At 61.3% G+C, this 16,611-nt stretch carries 16 protein-coding genes and 1 tRNA gene; 15 read left to right on the plus strand and 2 right to left on the minus strand.

Annotated elements, in window-relative coordinates:
• The first annotated feature begins 55 nt into the window (after positions 1 to 55).
• From argC to H3T93_RS01270, 15 genes are all read left to right on the plus strand, one after another.
• Positions 56 to 1,150: an N-acetyl-gamma-glutamyl-phosphate reductase gene (argC, locus tag H3T93_RS01200; protein WP_144177607.1), complete on the plus strand. Its 1,095-nt coding sequence runs from the start codon at positions 56 to 58 to the stop codon at positions 1,148 to 1,150.
• Positions 1,147 to 2,316, plus strand: a complete 1,170-nt coding sequence (gene argJ / locus H3T93_RS01205; RefSeq protein WP_144177316.1) for a bifunctional glutamate N-acetyltransferase/amino-acid acetyltransferase ArgJ — start codon at positions 1,147 to 1,149, stop codon at positions 2,314 to 2,316. Before argC ends, argJ begins: the two co-directional genes overlap by 4 nt.
• A 71-nt stretch (positions 2,317 to 2,387) precedes the next feature.
• Positions 2,388 to 3,335 carry an acetylglutamate kinase gene (gene argB / locus H3T93_RS01210; protein ID WP_144177315.1) on the plus strand — a complete coding sequence of 316 codons (948 nt, stop codon included), beginning with the start codon at positions 2,388 to 2,390 and terminating at the stop codon, positions 3,333 to 3,335.
• Positions 3,322 to 4,635 (plus strand): acetylornithine transaminase, encoded by a 1,314-nt coding sequence (locus H3T93_RS01215; protein ID WP_144177314.1) that lies wholly within the window; start codon positions 3,322 to 3,324, stop codon positions 4,633 to 4,635. The genes argB and H3T93_RS01215 overlap by 14 nt, the downstream gene beginning before the upstream one ends.
• A gap of 47 nt (positions 4,636 to 4,682) precedes the next feature.
• The gene (gene argF, locus H3T93_RS01220; protein WP_144177313.1) at positions 4,683 to 5,657 is read left to right on the plus strand and encodes an ornithine carbamoyltransferase; all 975 of its coding nucleotides are present in this window, start codon (positions 4,683 to 4,685) and stop codon (positions 5,655 to 5,657) included.
• Entirely contained in the window at positions 5,657 to 6,193 is a 537-nt protein-coding gene (locus H3T93_RS01225) for an arginine repressor (RefSeq protein ID WP_144177311.1), read from the plus strand. Before argF ends, H3T93_RS01225 begins: the two co-directional genes overlap by 1 nt.
• A 59-nt stretch (positions 6,194 to 6,252) precedes the next feature.
• Entirely contained in the window at positions 6,253 to 7,488 is a 1,236-nt protein-coding gene (locus tag H3T93_RS01230) for an argininosuccinate synthase (protein ID WP_110425448.1), read from the plus strand.
• Between the two features lie 17 nt (positions 7,489 to 7,505).
• On the plus strand, positions 7,506 to 8,951 hold the full coding sequence (argH, locus tag H3T93_RS01235; protein ID WP_144177605.1) for an argininosuccinate lyase: 1,446 nt from the start codon (positions 7,506 to 7,508) through the stop codon (positions 8,949 to 8,951).
• Positions 8,952 to 9,044: 93 nt separating this feature from the next.
• On the plus strand, positions 9,045 to 9,776 hold the full coding sequence (locus H3T93_RS01240) for an SGNH/GDSL hydrolase family protein (protein ID WP_144177310.1): 732 nt from the start codon (positions 9,045 to 9,047) through the stop codon (positions 9,774 to 9,776).
• Between the two features lie 226 nt (positions 9,777 to 10,002).
• Positions 10,003 to 11,334 (plus strand): tyrosine--tRNA ligase, encoded by a 1,332-nt coding sequence (tyrS, locus tag H3T93_RS01245; RefSeq protein WP_144177309.1) that lies wholly within the window; start codon positions 10,003 to 10,005, stop codon positions 11,332 to 11,334.
• A gap of 23 nt (positions 11,335 to 11,357) precedes the next feature.
• Positions 11,358 to 13,526 (plus strand): helicase, encoded by a 2,169-nt coding sequence (locus H3T93_RS09105; protein ID WP_232348594.1) that lies wholly within the window; start codon positions 11,358 to 11,360, stop codon positions 13,524 to 13,526.
• A complete protein-coding gene (locus H3T93_RS01255; protein WP_144177308.1) occupies positions 13,526 to 14,590 on the plus strand; it encodes an HAD-IIA family hydrolase in 1,065 nt (354 codons plus the stop codon). The genes H3T93_RS09105 and H3T93_RS01255 overlap by 1 nt, the downstream gene beginning before the upstream one ends.
• Before the next feature lie 5 nt (positions 14,591 to 14,595).
• The gene (locus H3T93_RS01260; protein WP_144177307.1) at positions 14,596 to 14,916 is read left to right on the plus strand and encodes a hypothetical protein; all 321 of its coding nucleotides are present in this window, start codon (positions 14,596 to 14,598) and stop codon (positions 14,914 to 14,916) included.
• Positions 14,917 to 14,951: 35 nt separating this feature from the next.
• Positions 14,952 to 15,722 carry a TlyA family RNA methyltransferase gene (locus H3T93_RS01265; RefSeq protein WP_186363922.1) on the plus strand — a complete coding sequence of 257 codons (771 nt, stop codon included), beginning with the start codon at positions 14,952 to 14,954 and terminating at the stop codon, positions 15,720 to 15,722.
• 106 nt (positions 15,723 to 15,828) lie between these two features.
• Positions 15,829 to 15,905 (plus strand) — tRNA-Arg (locus H3T93_RS01270).
• 142 nt (positions 15,906 to 16,047) lie between these two features.
• Here H3T93_RS01270 and H3T93_RS01275 read toward each other — a convergent pair.
• Both H3T93_RS01275 and H3T93_RS01280 read right to left on the minus strand, forming a co-directional pair.
• A complete protein-coding gene (locus H3T93_RS01275; protein WP_144177305.1) occupies positions 16,048 to 16,248 on the minus strand; it encodes a hypothetical protein in 201 nt (66 codons plus the stop codon).
• Positions 16,249 to 16,250: 2 nt separating this feature from the next.
• Positions 16,251 to 16,601: a hypothetical protein gene (locus H3T93_RS01280; RefSeq protein WP_144177302.1), complete on the minus strand. Its 351-nt coding sequence runs from the start codon at positions 16,599 to 16,601 to the stop codon at positions 16,251 to 16,253.
• Positions 16,602 to 16,611: the final 10 nt, after the last annotated feature.

Genomic DNA, 16,611 nt, shown 5'->3' on the forward strand with positions numbered 1-16,611 from the left:
AATATGCGTTTTACTGCATGAGTATGTATGATGGTGCCCGATGAAGGGAGCACTCATGCGGCAATACACGGTGGCTGTAGCGGGAGCTTCGGGGTATGCCGGCTCGGAGATGATCCGTCTATTGGCGGCCCATCCAGCCTTTCAGGTTTGCACGGTCACCGGTCATGGCTCGGCTGGCCGGCTGCTGGGGGAGTTCTCGCCCAACCTCCCGGAATCGATAGCCTCGCTGCAGATTCAGGATACCGATCCAAAGATCTTGGCCGGCCATGATCTGGTGGTACTGGCACTGCCTCACGGGGCTTCGGGTCCCCTGGCAGAGCAACTGGATCCGCAATCGCTGATGGTCGACCTGGGGGCTGATCACCGGCTGGAGGATCCGGGCGACTGGCAAGACTACTACGGTGGATCTTTCTCAAGCCCATGGACCTACGGGATGCCTGAGCTGCTCAATCCGGGTGGCGGTCGCCAGCGTCAGCTGCTTGGACAGACTCGGCGGATTGCCGGACCAGGCTGCAATGTCACGGCAGTCACTCTGGCCTTCCAGCCAGCTTTGGCTGCAGGACTAGTGCAGACCGATGATCTGGTTGCTGACCTGGCAGTCGGCTATTCGGGCGCCGGACGCTCAGGCGGCAGAATGGATCTGCTGGCAGCCCAGGCCATCAATTCAGCCCATCCCTACTCGGTCGGAGGCACCCACCGGCATATCCCTGAGATTCTGCAAAATCTGCGTAAGGCCGCAGCTGCGAACCCGAGCATAGGGGGTCTTGGGAAACAACCCATCCGCATGGGGCTGACCCCTATACTGGTCCCCATGTCGAGGGGGATTCTGGCAGTGGTCTCAGCCAAGCTGAGCACGCGTGGACGGAGCATGGGGGTGTCTGATGTTCGCGGAATCTGGAAAGAGGTCTATGCCGGGGAGCAGTTTGTCGATCTGCTCCCCGAGGGCAGGCTTCCCTCCACGGCCGATGTCTACGGCTCCAACCGGGCCCAGGTCCAGGTATCTGTGGACCAGCGCGCTGATCGCCTCTACGCTTTTGCAGCCATCGACAACCTGACCCGGGGTACCGCAGGCCAGGCACTTCAGGCCGTAAATCTGGCCTTGGGCCTACCTGAGGAGACCGGACTGACAACTATAGGAGTGGCACCATGAGCATCACCTACCCTGCAGGCTTCCGGACCGGCACCGCCATCGCCCACCGTCCTGGAGGCTCACAGCGCCGCAACCTGGCCCTGGTCGTCAACAGCGGACCCATGGACACGGCTGTGGGGGTCTTCACACCTAATCGTTTCCGGGCCGCTCCGGTTATCTGGACCAGCAGGATCCTTGAAGAAGGCCGTGCCGGAGCCGTGGTCATCAACTCTGGTAATGCCAACGCCTGTACGGGTCCTGAGGGCCTGGACCAGGCCAGAGCCATGGCGGAGCGGACAGGAGAGATACTGGGCCTGCCGACCAATCGGGTTGCTGTCTGCTCCACAGGAATTATCGGCCATCTGCTTCATCTGGACTCCATATTGACTGGCATCGACCAAGCTGCCCAGGGGATGTCGTCCAGTCAGGAGGCTGGTGAAGAGGCCGCCAAGGCCATATTGACCACCGACACCTGCACCAAGACAGTGGCCGTGGACGGGTCTGGCTGGCGGCTGGGGGGCATGGTCAAGGGTTCCGGGATGATTGCCCCGCAGCTGGCCACCATGATCTGTGTAATCACCACTGATGCCATTCTGGAGCCGGAACAGGCACGTCAAGCCCTATCCGAGGCTTGCCGGCTCAGCTTCAACCGAATCGACGTGGACGGGTGTATGTCTACCAACGACACCGTCCTGCTGATGGCCTCCGGGGCCTCTGGTGTACGGCCTGACTCCGAGCAGTTCCAAGAAAAGCTCGGTCAGGCATGCACGGATCTAGCTCATCGGATCGTGGCTGACGGCGAGGGCAGCAGGCATCGGATCCGCATCCGTGTGGACGGTGCCGAGAGCGAGGATGCAGCCCTTGCTTGCGCCCGCGCGGTCTCCGGCTCCACGCTGCTCAAATGCGCTGTGGCCGGGGAAGACCCTAACTGGGGTCGAGTGGTATCTTCCCTGGGCACTGTGCCTGTTTCTACGGCGGCCTATGATCCGGCCCATGTTGATGTCAGCTTCAACGGCATCAAGGTCTGCCAAGGAGGTCGTCCCGGCCAGGACCCAGAGCTGGTCGACCTGCACGTTCCCGAGGTCCATATAGACATCGACCTTGGCCAGGGCGACAACCAAGCCACGGTATGGACCGATGATCTGACCCACGAATACGTGACCATCAATGCCGACTACCACACCTGATAGGAAGTCTGATCGGACGCAGTGCCAAGAGCCGCAGCAATCGGAAGATGGTCATAAGGAAGGGGAAGAGGATGGCGGATGACGAGCAGGATGCCGAAGCTGAAAAGGCCTTGGACGACGCCCGCAAGGCACAGGTGCTCATCGAGGCCCTGCCCTGGCTGGAGGAGTTCGCCGGCCAGCGAATCGTAGTCAAATACGGCGGCCATGCCATGGTGGACGACCATCTGCGCCAGTGCTTCGCCCAGGATATGGTCTTCCTGAGGCAGGTGGGCATGCATCCGGTGGTGGTGCACGGTGGCGGCCCGCAAATATCCCACATGCTCCAGGCCTTGGGGATTCCCTCGGTCTTTCGTGGCGGCCTGCGGGTAACCACTCCGGAAACCATGAAGGTGGTTCGCATGGTGCTGACCGGACAGGTGGGCAGGGATCTGGTCGGCGCCATCAATGCTCACGGTCCCATGGCTGTCGGTCTGTCAGGGGAAGATGCCGGTCTGTTCAGTGCGGCCCGCCGTACCGGCATGGCGGATGGTCAGCCGGTCGATCTGGGCCTGGTGGGCGAGGTCGTGGGCGTGGATGCCTCGGCCGTCGAAGACCTGATCGATGCCGGGCGGATCCCTGTCGTCTCCTCCGTGGCTCCTGACGAGCAGGATCCCACCCAGGTGCTCAACGTGAATGCCGACGCAGCCGCATCTGCTCTGGCAGTAGCTCTGGGTGCCCGGAAACTGGTCATTCTTACCGATGTGGAGGGACTGTATGCCAACTGGCCCCAGGCCGACTCCCTGGTCTCCAGCATCGGCGTGGATCAGCTCGAGGATATGTTGGAGGACATGCATGAGGGGATGCGCCCCAAGATGGAGGCCTGCCTGCAGGCTGTACGCTCCGGGGTGGGCGAGGCGCACGTCATCGACGGACGGCGACCGCATTCCATGCTCAACGAGATATTCACCCGCAACGGCATCGGCACGGTGGTCGTGCCGGGCCGCGAAATGATCATGAGGAGGAGCCATGACGAAGGCTGATGCGCCCACTGCCAAAACTGCTGAGCCCAAGAGGACTCCCGAAGGGCCGCAGAGCCGTCAATGGACAGACCGCTACGACCGCGTCCACATGCAGGTCTTCGGACGCCCGGGCAGAGTCATGGACCATGGCCAAGGTGCCTGGATCTGGGACCTGGATGGTAACCGATATCTGGACATGATGGCCGGAATCGCGGTCAATGCTCTGGGTTACGCCCATCCTGCCTGGAACAAGGCCCTGGCTGAGCAGGCCGGAAAGATGGCCCATATCAGCAACTTCTTCGCCTCCCAGCCTCAGATCGAGCTGGCCGAACGGTTGCTGGACCTGGCACAGGCTCCTGAGGGGTCCCGCGTCTTCTTCGCCAACTCGGGAACCGAGGCCAATGAGGCGGCCATCAAGCTTGCCCGGCTGCATGGCGCTCGCATGGGCGGTCACCCTGGCCGGATCCTGGCTCTGACCCATAGTTTCCACGGCCGCAGCATGGGCTCCTTGAGCCTGACATGGAAGCCGGCCATCCGTGAGCCCTTCCAACCCCTGGTTCCGGGTATGGGCTTCCTGCCGGCAGAAGACGGCGATGCTATAGAGGAGGCCTTTGCACAGGGGGAGACATCAGGAGAGCCGGTGGCTGCCGTCATTCTGGAGCTCATCCAGGGAGAGGCCGGGGTGCTACCGCTGAGTCCTGACTACGTTCGGCAGGTGCGTGAGCTCTGCACTCGTCATGGGGCCCTAATGATTCTGGACGAGGTGCAGACAGGCGTGGGCAGGACCGGCCACTGGTTTGCCTTCCAGGACCAAAGCCTGTCCGGAGGAGCCAGCCCAGACGTGCTCACCTTCGCCAAAGGGGTGGCAGGCGGATTCCCCATGGGCGGGATGATGACCTTCGGCCCTGAGCCATCAAGCCTGCTGACCCCGGGCATGCACGGGTCCACCTTCGGTGGCAATCCCCTGGGATCGGCCCTGGCGCTGACTACCCTGGAGATCATTCAGCGGGAGGGCCTGCTGGAACAGGCGCGGCAAATGGGGGAGAGGCTGCGCGCTGGCCTCGCCGCCTGTGGCAATCCCCTCTATGGCCAGGTCAGAGGCCGGGGGCTGCTGGATGCGGTCCAGCTGAGAGCTCCCTGTGCCGGGAATCTGGCCTCCTGGGCCCTGGAACATGGGCTGATCGTCAACGCGGTGGCCCCTGATGCCCTGCGTCTGGCTCCGCCTTTGATCATTCAAGCCGACCAGATCGACCTGGCCGTGGATATTCTGTCTAAGGCTCCGGTCAGTCTCGGGAGGAGCTTGCGGCAGGATGGTCAGTGAGATCAGCCATCAATGACGTGCGTAATCATAGCGATAGGGAGGCAGAGATGAGCAACGGTTTGCGGCATATGCTGCGTGACGACGACCTCAACCACGAGGAGCAGCTGGAGGTGCTTCGACTAGGCATGGCCTTCAGGACCAATCCCTATTTATCCCAGCCTTACCATGGGCCTCAGGCCGTGGCGATCATTTTCGACAAGCCCAGCACTCGCACCAGGACAAGCTTCTGCGTGGGCGTTGCCCAGCTGGGTGGCTATCCCATGGTCATTGACAGCTCAGGCTCGCAGCTGGGCCGTGGCGAGCCTGTGGCGGACACCGCTAACGTGTTGACACGGATGACATCCACCATAGTCTGGCGCACCTTTGGGCAGGATCGGGTGGAGACCATGGCTGCCCATGCTACCGTACCAGTCATCAACGCGCTGACTGATTCCTTCCATCCCTGCCAGGTTCTGGCAGACTTCCTGACCCTGGCACAGCATCGGGGTGGGGTCGATGCCCTGGCTGGCATGACCATCGCCTACCTGGGAGACGCAGCTAACAACATGGCCAACTCCTATCTGCTGGGAGGGGCAGTGGCCGGCATGAACGTGCGGATTGCCGGCCCCCACGGCTTCCTGCCCGATCCGACCCTGGTGGACCAGGCGCGGACCCTGGCCGCTGAAAACGGAGGAACCATTCTGGTTACCACGGATCCGGTCCAGGCTGTGGAGGACGCCGACTGCGTCTTCACTGACACCTGGGTCTCCATGGGCGAGGAGGACCAGTATGCCATCCGTTCCCATCCCTTCCTGCCCTATCAGGTCAACGCCGCACTTATGGCCCATGCCCGCCCGGATGCCCTCTTCCAGCATTGCCTACCCGCCTATAGGGGCCGGGAGGTTACGGCCGAGGTTATCGACGGTCCACAGTCCGTGGTTTGGGACGAGGCTGAAAACCGGTTGCATGCCCAGAAGGCCCTGATGACCTGGCTGGTGTCTCGCTCCCAGGGCGACGAATCCCTCCTGCAGGGGGTGTGCTGATGCGTCCGACGACCAAGGTGGCCCGGCTGGATGCCATCCGCCAGGCCCTGAACCGGCATCGGGTCAATTCCCAGCAGCAGCTGTCGGCCTTGCTGGCAGAGCAGGGCATCGAAGTGACCCAGGCCACCCTGAGTCGGGACCTGGACGACCTGCATGCCACCAAGCTGCGGTATGCAGACGGGAGCATGGCCTACTGGATTCCCGCCACCACCGATCAGCAGGCCATGGAAGCCGCTGCCGCCGAGGGACCTGAAGTCGAGGGAGAGAATAAGACCGATGCCTACCTCGCCAAGATTCTGACCGGACTGATCACTTCAGTGGCCCGGGCCCGCAACCTGCTGGTGGTCAGGACCCCGGCCGGCGCCGCCCAGTATGCGGCTTCCGCACTGGACCGCCAGCCCATCAAGGGCATCCTGGGCACCATAGCCGGGGACGACACAATTCTGATCATCGCTGCCGACGATGAGGCGGCATCATCCCGGGCCGACTGGCTCATGACCATCGTCTCCGGCCAGGAGGACCCCCGGGCCCGATGATCACTGAAAGTACGAACTGAATATCTAAAAGTGTGAAATTAGAAGGAAAGAGGATCGCCATGACCGAAAACAATCGCATCGTGCTGGCCTACTCGGGCGGCCTGGACACCTCGGTGTCCATTCCCTACCTCAAGGAGCGCACCGGCAAGGATGTGGTGGCCGTCTCCCTGGATGTAGGCCAGGGCGGCGAGCGTCTGCAGACCATCCGCCAGCGTGCCTTGGACTGCGGGGCCGTCGAGTCCGTCGTGGTGGATGCCCGGGACGAGTTCGCCAGGGACTACTGCATGCTGGCGCTTAAGGCCAATGCCATGTACGAGGGCGTCTACCCGCTGGTATCAGCCATCTCAAGGCCGCTGATCACCAAGCATCTGGTTCAGGCGGCCCACAAGTACGGTGCCGACACCATAGCCCACGGTTGCACCGGCAAGGGCAATGACCAGGTCCGTTTCGAGGTCTCCATCATGTCCATCGACCCCTCGCTGAAGGCCATCAGCCCCATCCGTGATCTGGGATTGATGCGGGATGTTGAGATCGCCTACGCTAAGGAGCACCATCTGCCCATCGAGCAGACCGAGGAGAGCCCCTATTCCATCGACCAGAACGTCTGGGGACGGGCCATCGAGACCGGCTACCTGGAGGATCCCTGGAATGGGCCCACCAAGGATGTCTACTCCTACACCGACGATCCTGCCTTCCCGCCGGTCGAGGATGAGGTGACCATCGACTTCGAGCAGGGCATCCCCGTGCGCATCGACGGCAGGGCCGTCACCCCTCTGGAGGCCATCGAGGAGATGAACCGGCGCGCCGGAGCCCAAGGGATCGGACGTGTGGATCTGATCGAGGACAGGTTGGTGGGCATCAAGTCCCGCGAGCTCTATGAGGCTCCTGGCGCCGTGGCCCTGATCACCGCCCACCAGGAGCTGGAGAACTGCTGCTTGGAGCGCGAACAGCACCGGATCAAGCGCGACATCGACAAGCGCTGGGGAGAGCTGGTCTACGATGCCCAATGGTATTCGCCGGCCGTCCGCTCACTGAACGCCTTCATCGAGGAGACCCAGCGCTATGTCTCCGGCCGCATCCGCATGGTCATGCACGGGGGACGAGCCGTGGTCACTGGTCGGCACTCCGACAGCTCCCTCTACGACTACAGCCTGGCCACCTACGAGTCCGGTGACAGCTTCGACCAGAATGCCTCCAACGGGTTCATCGCCATCTATGGCCTGGCCGACAAGGTGGCCGCCGCCCGTGATATGCGCTTCGGCAACGGCATCGCGCAGGACGGACAGGAGCAGTGAGCACCGGCGACAAGCCCATGGCTCTCTGGGGCGGGCGCTTCAGCGGAGGTCCCTCACCGGCGCTGGTCGAGCTGAGCCGGTCCACCCAGTTTGATTGGCGACTGGCCGATGACGACCTGGCCGGTTCCCGGGCTCACGCTCGGGCTCTCAACCGTGCTGGGTTGCTGGATGATGACGAACTGGCACGCATGGAGAAGGCCCTGGATGAGCTCCAGGACCAGGTGGATTCCGGCGCCTTCGCCCCTGAACCTGGCGATGAGGATGAGGCCACAGCATTGGAGCGGGGCCTGATTGACATAGCGGGGGATCAGCTGGGCGGCAAGCTGCGGGCCGGGCGCTCGCGCAACGATCAGATCGCCACCCTTATTCGGATCTGGCTGCGCCGTCAAGCCCGGGTGCTGGCCAAGGATCTGCTGCGCATGGCACAGGCTCTGATGGATCAGGCCCGTGCGGCGGGAACTACGGTCATGCCTGGCCGCACACACATGCAGCACGCTCAGCCTGTCCTGCTGTCCCACCAGCTCATGGCCCATGTCTGGCCTCTTATCCGTGACCTGGAACGCCTGAGGGACTGGGACCAGCGTGCCGATGCCAGTCCATATGGATCCGGCGCGCTCGCCGGCACCACCCTGGGTCTGGACCCACTGCCGGTGGCACGGGATTTGGGCTTTAGCCGGGTCTGTGCCAACTCCATTGATGGGACTGCAGCAAGGGATGTGGTGGCCGAGTTCGCCTTTGTCGCTGCCATGATCGGCGTGGATCTGTCCAGGTTGGCCGAGGAGATTATCATCTGGAACACCCAGGAGTTCGCCTTTGTCCGCCTGGACGACGGCTACTCGACCGGGTCCTCCATCATGCCTCAAAAGAAGAATCCGGACGTGGCTGAGCTGGCTCGCGGCAAGGCCGGTCGGCTGGTCGGGGATTTGGCTGGCCTGCTGACCACTCTCAAGGGGCTGCCGACAGCTTATGCGCGCGACCTGCAGGAGGACAAGGAGGCGGTCTTCGACCAGGTGGACACTTTGGAAGTCCTGCTGCCTGCCTTTGCCGGCATGGTCGCCACTTTGAGCTTCAACAAGGATCGCCTGGAGGAGCAAGCCCCCACAGGATTTGCTCTGGCCACCGACCTGGCCGAGTGGCTGGTCAGACAGGGGGTGCCCTTCCGGCATGCCCACGAACTCTCCGGGGCCTGCGTCAAGCTGGCCGAGGGTCGTGGTTGCGAGCTGGCTGACTTGGATGATGACGATTTCGTCAGGGTCTTCGCTGACTGGGTACCTGCCGATCAAGCCCCGAAGGTCCGTTCAGTCCTGACCGCCGGGGGAGCCGTGCGTGCTCGCCAGGGCCAGGGGGGCACTGCGCCGGAGAGGGTAAAGGAGCAGATGGACCAGGCTGCACATGCGTTGGAGGAATTGAAGACCTTCGCTGACTCGCAGTCTGATGGGCCTGCCTACCGTCCGCCCAGGTGAGCTTTCTGATTTCCGCCAGGCCGGTGTTCGCGTTAAAATTCCGAACGGCAATTCCCCAAGAGGGACGGCAAACGGCGAAAGGCGGCGGCGGACATGAATCCGGTGGCACTGGTCCAGGCTTGGTGGGCCAAGGAGCACATCACTCTGGCAAAAGAGCCGCCCGGCTCACGCCGAGGACTGTGTTCACCTCCGGACCAAGGCCGTGACCTGGAGCCGCTGACCATGCTGGTGGTGGGCGACTCCATGGCGGTCGGCTGCGGGGTAAAGGACCAGAGTCAGGGCTTCGTCCCTGACATAGCAGCATGCCTGGCCACTCGGCTGGTGCGTCCGGTCTCCTGGTCGACCCAGGGTCGGCTGGGGGCCACCATCCGCAGGGTCCGCTACCGGTTCCTGCCCGCCTTGCAGGACTATCCTGATCTGCTGGTCCTGTGTGCAGGTTCCAATGACATCATGGCCAACCGCACTGATGAGCAGTGGCGGGATGACCTGGCAGCCAGCATCGAGCTGGCTAAAGACAAGGGCCGCCAGGTGCTGGTCCTCAGCTCCGGTCAGCTCTATCGGGATCCTGCCCTGGGCCGGGCGCTTAGGGTCGAGGTGGAGCGTCGGATAGCCCGCCAGACGCAGACCAGCCGTCGGGTCTGTCAAGAGGCTTCGGTGCCCTTCGTGGATGCTACCCGCGACGATGTCGGCACTGACCGACCCGACTTCTGGGGCATCGATCACTTCCATCCGGGGATAGAAGGTTACCGGCGCATGGCTGCCTGTGTGGTCGACCATATTCCCCAAGACTTAATTGATCAGTTGTCCGTGAATGCGCATTCCTGATTTGAATGCAACGATTGCTCTGAGAAGTTCCCGCTGGTCGTTCTGCCTTAGCGAGACGGTTAGCGGTCAATAGTCAATCAACAGCGGCTGATTGGCAATGAATAATCAGTCCGGCTTGGTCAGGCCTTGTTTGCGGCGGTCTGCGGGTCTGCCGTGTCGGTATCTGTTGCAAGAATAGTAGGGTTTAGCATACATTCATCAAATATTCGATAGGGAGTAGCCTCTCATGTCGCAGGTCACCGATTTCAGGCAGGCGGGTTTCGACTCGCTTTTCGACGAACTCAAGTGGCGCGGTCTCATTGCCCAGTGCACGGACGAGTCCGAGCTCAGAAAGGTGCTGGCCGATCCCTCGGTGACCTATTATTGCGGATTTGACCCCACGGCCCCATCATTGCACGTGGGCAATCTGGTCCAGCTGCTCAACATGCGCCACCTGCAGGCGGCCGGTCTGCATCCCATCGCCGTTGTGGGCGGGGCCACTGGGCTGATTGGCGACCCTCGTCAGTCGGGGGAGCGCACCCTGAATCCCAAGCAGACCGTGGCCGAGTGGACCGAGCGCCTTCGTGGGCAAATCGGTCGCTTCCTGGATACCGAGGGAGACAACCCCGTCCGGTTCGTCAACAACTACGAGTGGACCGGCTCCATGAGCACCATCGACTTCCTGCGCGATGTGGGCAAGAACTTCCGCATGGGCACCATGCTGGCCAAGGACACGGTGGCCCGCCGTCTGGACTCCGACGAAGGCATCTCCTTTACTGAGTTCAGCTATCAAGTGCTCCAGGGCAACGATTTTCTGGAGCTCTTTGACCGCTACGGATGCAGTCTGCAGCTTGGCGGCAGCGACCAGTGGGGGAATCTGACCAGCGGTCTGGATTTGATTCGCAAGGTGCGCAATGCATCTGTCAATGTTATGACCAGCCCGTTAATCACCGACTCCCAGGGCAAAAAGTTTGGCAAGTCGGAGGGCAATGCAGTCTGGCTGGATCCCACCATGTTCAGCCCCTACCGCTTCTACCAGTTCTGGTTCAACCAGCCTGACGACCAGGTGGTCAAGCTGCTGAAGACCTTCACCTTCCTGCCCAAGGCCGAGATTGAGCGTCTGGAGGAGAAGACCGCCCAGGATCCGGGCGCTCGCGAGGCCCAGAAGGTCCTGGCCTGGCAGGTGACCTCCTATGTGCACGGCGAGCATGCCGCTCAGGGGGCCATTGATGCCTCTGGTGCCCTCTTCGGTCGTGGCAAGACCCTGGAGGAGCTGGACGAGGATGTGCTGGATTCTGCTCTGGACGGGCTCAAGGTCGATGATGGTCAAGGCGGGCGAGCCCTGCCCGCAGCCAGCGAGGGCCAGCGTCTGGTGGAGGCCGGGGTTGCGGCCGGACTCTTCCGTTCGGTCTCCGATGCTCGTAAGACTGTGGCATCGGGTGGTTTCTACCTGAATAACCAACGGGTCGAGGATCCGGATCAGGTATTGGGGAACAAGGACTTTCTGCATGGGCGCTTCGCCCTGGTTCGCAGAGGAAAGAAGGCCCTGGGCGCACTTGAGCGTCGGGCCGGCAAGTAGGAACGTAGGAATTAAGGACACTGATGGCAGAAGAACACAATCATTCCCGGGGCGATCGCGGACGGGGCCGGGGCGGTTCGCGTCCGGGCGGATTCCGGTCGGGCGGTCGTCGCTCTTCGGGCTTCCACAAGGGCGGTTCGCACTCGGGCGGATACCGCTCTGGCGGCTATCGTTCGGAGGGTCACCGTTCCGGCAACTTCCACAACCATGACAGCGAGGGCGGCGAAGAGCGTCGTTCCGAGGGCAGGAATGGACAGCGGCCCTTCCGCGGGCGCGGGCACGACCGGTTCGAGCGCGACAATCGCGGATATAGGCATGACCGTCAGGATGGTCACGGCGGCTTCCGCAGGGATTCCGACCGTGACCGCCACGGCCGTCGGCAGGATGGCGACCGTCCACGTCGCGACTTCCATGCCAACGGGAATGGCGGATATGGGCATCGTGATCGTGACAACGATCGCGGTCGGTCGGAGTATGGCGGCGATCGTCGTTCCGGGCGCGGCTACCAGCGGCATGACCGTGACCGTGATCGTAGCCAGGGCTTCCACGGGGACCACCGTCGGGATGACGACCGGAGGTTTGATCGTCGGCAGGATGAGCGGTCCGGTGGGGATCGCCCCTGGAACAACCGCTCCCGTGATGACCGTCCACGTCATGACCGTTCACATGGGGATCGTCCCTACGGCAACCGCTCCTATGGCGACCGCTCCCGTGATGACCGTCGTCAAGGCGGCTATCGGGGCGACCGTTCCCGTGGCGACAGGTATCAGGGCCAGCATGGCCGTGATGACCGTCGTCGTAACGATCATCGCCATGACGACCGCCGCGGGTCCTATCAGCGTGACCGCCAGAATGGCTATGACCGTGCTCGCCGCAACTCAGACGGGACCATCTCCTACCCCTCGCAGAACCCCTATACGGACCGTCGGCCCGGCGAGCCCAAGATGCCCAAGGGGCTGGAATGGTCCATGCTCTCCAAGGATGACCGCCTGCGCCTGCGTGGACTGAGTAAGGAGCACGCGGAGAACATCGGTCTGCACATCCTGGCCGCCTACGCGCTGGAGGAGACCGATCCCCAGGGGGCCCTGGCTCATGCCAAATGGGCTGCACGACAGGCTTCCAGGATTGATCTTGCCCGGGAGACCCTGGCCTTGGTCGCCTACCGTCAAGGCGACTACAAGCTGGCCTTGAAGGAGTTCCGTACCGCACACCGTATGAACGGCTACTCTGATTACCTGCCCTTCATCGCAGACTGCGAACGTGGTTTGGGCAATCCCCGCAAGGCCATTGAGGAGGCTACCTCCGAGGAGGGCAGCCAGCTGCAGGGCGAGTCCAAGGCGGAGATGTTCCTGGTTTATGCCGGAGCGCTGGGTGATCTGGGCTTGTGGGACAAGGCCATCGAGACCGTTCAGGCCCTGGTCAAGGCCCGCGGGCTCAGCGGCGACTACCGGATGCGTGCCGTGCAGGCAGAGCAGAACTTCCTTGAACAGGCTGGTCGCAGCCAGGAGGCTCTGGAGTTGGAACCCCTGCTGGATCGACTGGAATCGGAGTATGCCGACGAGGATGAGGACGAGGATGGCCAGAAGGACGGACAGTCCGAGGAGATCCTGATTGACTACGACCTGGAGCACCTGGATCCGGCCATGATGGAGGAGCTCTCCATTGACCCGGATGGCGGTGAGAACGACTCGGATGAGGATGAGAATGAAGATGCCGAGTCTGATGCCACTGATGCGTCTGATCAGGGTGCTGATGACAGTAAGGGTGAGGAATTTCCCGAATCGGTAGCTTCGAACGATTCAGCGGACTCAACTGACACAGGTGATCCAATTGATTCGACTGAATCATCTAATTCAGCTGATACATCCGATAAAGTTGATTCAACTGGTTCGTCTGACTTAGCCTGTTCAGCCGAAATGCCGGAATCCGAAATCCAGAAATCGTCAGATGACGTGGAGCAAATCGGGGGAGAGCCTTCTCATCTTGATGCAGAAACTTCGGACGAAGGTTCTCAAAGCGACCAGAACGGTAGCGAAGCTGACACAACTGTTACTGGCGAAGCTGCTGATGGCGGTGACGCGACTGTTCAGGATGCAGGATCCGATGCAGACACTATCGATGATCAAAATGAGCAGGTCAGGGATGAGCAGGTCAAGGAGCCCGGTACATCTGATGAAGACAGGGCTGAATAGTGACCGTCTTTCTCAAAGGGACTGATGACGCTCCGGCAAAAACCTACCGTCTGGCTCTACTGGACTTGGACGGGGTGGTCTACCGGGGCGCTGACCCTGTAGAGTATGCGGCCGAGGGCATTGACCGTGCTCAGATGCTTGGCATGCGCATGGCTTACACCACCAACAATGCATCCCGGTTCCCGCATGTGGTGGCTGATCAACTGCGCGGTTTCGGTTTGACCTTGGACGATGGCCAGGTCATCACCTCTGCCGTCGTTGCGGCACGAATGCTGCGCCGACACCTGCAGGATGGCGCCAGGGTACTGGTCATTGGATCCGATCATCTACGAGATCAGATCCGCCTCAATGGGATGGTGCCTGTATACAAGGCTGCAGATCAGCCAGAGGCCGTCATCCAGGCTTGGTATCCCGAGTTGAGTTGGCAGGACCTGGCCCGGGCTGCCTTTGCCATAGAAAACGGTGCACGTTACTTCACTACCAACAAGGATCAGACCCTGCCCCGCGAAGGTGGTATGGCACCAGGCAATGGAGCCATGCTCCAACCGGTGATTCTGGCTACTGGCAAGCAGCCGGAGGACTCGGCCGGCAAGCCGGAATCGGCCATGTACGACGAGGCTCGACAGCTGTTGGCCGATAGCCAGGAGAAGAACTTGGACGTTGACCAATGCCTGCCTGTAGGTGATCGTCTGGATACCGACATCGAGGCAGCTAACAGGGGCGGGTACGACTCCATGGTCGTCCTGACAGGCGTGGCCCGAACCCCCGCCATTCTGACTGCACCTGCCAAGTTGCGGCCGACCTATCTGGCTGAAGACCTGCGCGGCCTGACTATACCACAACCCCAACCCAGTAAGGAAGCAGACCAGACCTGGCACTGCGGCGGTCAAGCCGCAAGAGTAGATGATGACGGGCATGTCACCCTGCGTGCTCTTGAGGGCGGCGGCGATCCCCTGTCAGATCTAGATGCTGTGCGAGCCTGTGCCTGTGCGCTCTGGGAGTACCAGGATCGTGGTGGAGACATGGACTCGCTGGATCTGCCCGTCTTCATTGTAGGGGCATAGCGGCCATGTCGGAAGAGGTCAAGTCTGGACAGCTCGAAGCGAGCGGATTATCCCAGGAATCCAATCACTACTGGCTACATGAGCAGTCCGGCCAGACTGAGCAGCCTGTAGGGTCTGAGTATTCTGGACGGTTCTCACAGGCAGATGATGAGGATACGACTGCATCAGCATCTGAAAAGCCCATGGATAAGCAAGCCATGGCCCCCCTCTTGGAGCGTTTCCCTGAATTGGCTGAATTGGACAATCTGGACGATGCCCAACAGGTTGAGCTGCTCGGCAAGGTGCTGGCCGGGCTCCAGCAGGACCTGAACCGGGAGGGCAAGTGAACGATGAGGATACGGTCGTCAGCGATTGGACCGGTCTGCGAAGAACCGTGGCTCTCACCCGCGATCGGCTTGACCGCATCCTGCCTGCACAGGGGCTGACGGATTCACGAGCCAGAGCCCAGGCGCTGATTCGTCAGGGCCGGGTTATGATCAACGATCATCTGGTATCAAAACCTGCTCAGAGCGTCCAGCCAGGCGATGTGATTCTTCTGGACCCGGGCGATGACTATGCCTCACGGGGAGCGTTGAAGCTGGAGGGCGCCCTGACGGCTTTTGCGACGCAGGGGATGCCTGGTCCGCGTGACAGGCTCTGCCTCGATATCGGGGCATCTACGGGCGGTTTCACTGATGTTCTGCTCAGACATGGCGCACGGCGAGTTATCGCCCTTGATGTGGGCCACGGACAGCTGCTGAAAAGGATTGCCGCTGATCCTAGGGTGATCGACATGAGTGGTGTCAACATACGCGAAGTTCAGACGGGGGACCTGCCTTATCGTCCGGAATATGTGGTCTCGGATGTGTCATTTATTTCGCTGACCTATGTTATTCCTGTCCTGCCTAGGTTGCTCGCGCCTGCTGCCAACTGCTTGCTGCTGGTCAAACCCCAGTTCGAGGTCGGACGTAGCCTGCTGGGCCATCATGGCATTGTGACGGACGAGGACCGCAGGCAAGAGGCTCTGGAACGTGTCTTGGCCTGTGCGCGCGAGCATGGATTTGCTGTCCGAGCTACCATGCCATCGCCCATAACCGGAGCCCATGGCAACGTTGAATATCTGCTCTGGTTGTCTTGGTCACAGTCGGCCTGAAGCCTGCGGTTTCCTGCTTCCTTCGCGACACACCAGACTGGACAGTATCCACAATTGCGGTAATATAAATGAGTTGTCAAAAGCGAGTTCTTCGTCAAGATGACATGCGCCAGTAGCCCAACGGATTAGAGCAGCTGACTACGGATCAGCAGGTTGCAGGTTCGAATCCTGTCTGGCGCACCACACGGAAGCTCTACAGCCGCAACGGTTGCGGGGCTTTTTCCTTGCTTAGGGAATTCTCTCAAAACACGATTTTGTTGGATATTTGTTGGATAAAAGTAGTGGCAAAAGAAAGGCCCCGCCGGGGCGGGGCAGACCAGCTGTCTTACTTGAACAGGTCCCAGATGCTGAACGTGGTCTTCCGGTAGATCTTGTTGTAGGCGGCTTTCCTGGGGTTCCTTATCCACCCCATGCCTTTCTTCCCGTAGCCGGGGATGAGGGCCTTCTTCGCTTGTCGCTTCCACTTGCCCGTGGTCCGTGCTTTGAAGGAGCGCTTGGGGCTTGGGGTGCGCATGCCGAACTTCATGTCTATTTTTCCATGTGTGACTGCAGGTATTCGGAAAGCCCGTCGAAGAAGGTGGTGAGGTTCTTCGCGTTCTTGGATCCCTGCCATATGGCGTTGCCGCCTATCTTCGCCGCCACGGTGACGTTGACCTTTGCTCCGTCGCCGCTGGGGGAGACGACTGCCGTCATCTTCTCTCCCCATGTGGTCATGCTGATGCCGGTGTTGAAAGTGCAGGAGCAGGACAGATCGTCGGCGTGCTTAAGAGCGAAGCGGCTCGATTCTTCTAGCATTCCCTTCATCCCGTTGTATACAGTGCCGACAGGGAGATTGTAATAACGTTCCTGCGCATCCTGATTTCCGCCGAACAGCCCCATCTTTTCTTTT

Origin of the sequence: Bifidobacterium sp. M0404 (assembly GCF_016101415.1) — a bacterium.
Taxonomy (GTDB): Bacteria; Actinomycetota; Actinomycetes; order Actinomycetales; family Bifidobacteriaceae; genus Bombiscardovia; species Bombiscardovia polysaccharolytica.

Coding starts and splice junctions, on each gene's coding strand:
- H3T93_RS01230 (WP_110425448.1), top strand. CDS start 6,253: ATGACCGAAAACAATCGCATCGTGCTGGCCTACTCGGGCGGCCTGGAC.
- argJ (WP_144177316.1), top strand. CDS start 1,147: ATGAGCATCACCTACCCTGCAGGCTTCCGGACCGGCACCGCCATCGCC.
- argH (WP_144177605.1), top strand. CDS start 7,506: ATGGCTCTCTGGGGCGGGCGCTTCAGCGGAGGTCCCTCACCGGCGCTG.
- H3T93_RS01225 (WP_144177311.1), top strand. CDS start 5,657: ATGCGTCCGACGACCAAGGTGGCCCGGCTGGATGCCATCCGCCAGGCC.
- argC (WP_144177607.1), top strand. CDS start 56: ATGCGGCAATACACGGTGGCTGTAGCGGGAGCTTCGGGGTATGCCGGC.
- H3T93_RS01240 (WP_144177310.1), top strand. CDS start 9,045: ATGAATCCGGTGGCACTGGTCCAGGCTTGGTGGGCCAAGGAGCACATC.
- argF (WP_144177313.1), top strand. CDS start 4,683: ATGAGCAACGGTTTGCGGCATATGCTGCGTGACGACGACCTCAACCAC.
- H3T93_RS01215 (WP_144177314.1), top strand. CDS start 3,322: ATGACGAAGGCTGATGCGCCCACTGCCAAAACTGCTGAGCCCAAGAGG.
- H3T93_RS09105 (WP_232348594.1), top strand. CDS start 11,358: ATGGCAGAAGAACACAATCATTCCCGGGGCGATCGCGGACGGGGCCGG.
- H3T93_RS01275 (WP_144177305.1), bottom strand. CDS start 16,248: ATGAAGTTCGGCATGCGCACCCCAAGCCCCAAGCGCTCCTTCAAAGCA.
- H3T93_RS01260 (WP_144177307.1), top strand. CDS start 14,596: ATGTCGGAAGAGGTCAAGTCTGGACAGCTCGAAGCGAGCGGATTATCC.
- H3T93_RS01280 (WP_144177302.1), bottom strand. CDS start 16,601: ATGGGGCTGTTCGGCGGAAATCAGGATGCGCAGGAACGTTATTACAAT.
- tyrS (WP_144177309.1), top strand. CDS start 10,003: ATGTCGCAGGTCACCGATTTCAGGCAGGCGGGTTTCGACTCGCTTTTC.
- argB (WP_144177315.1), top strand. CDS start 2,388: ATGGCGGATGACGAGCAGGATGCCGAAGCTGAAAAGGCCTTGGACGAC.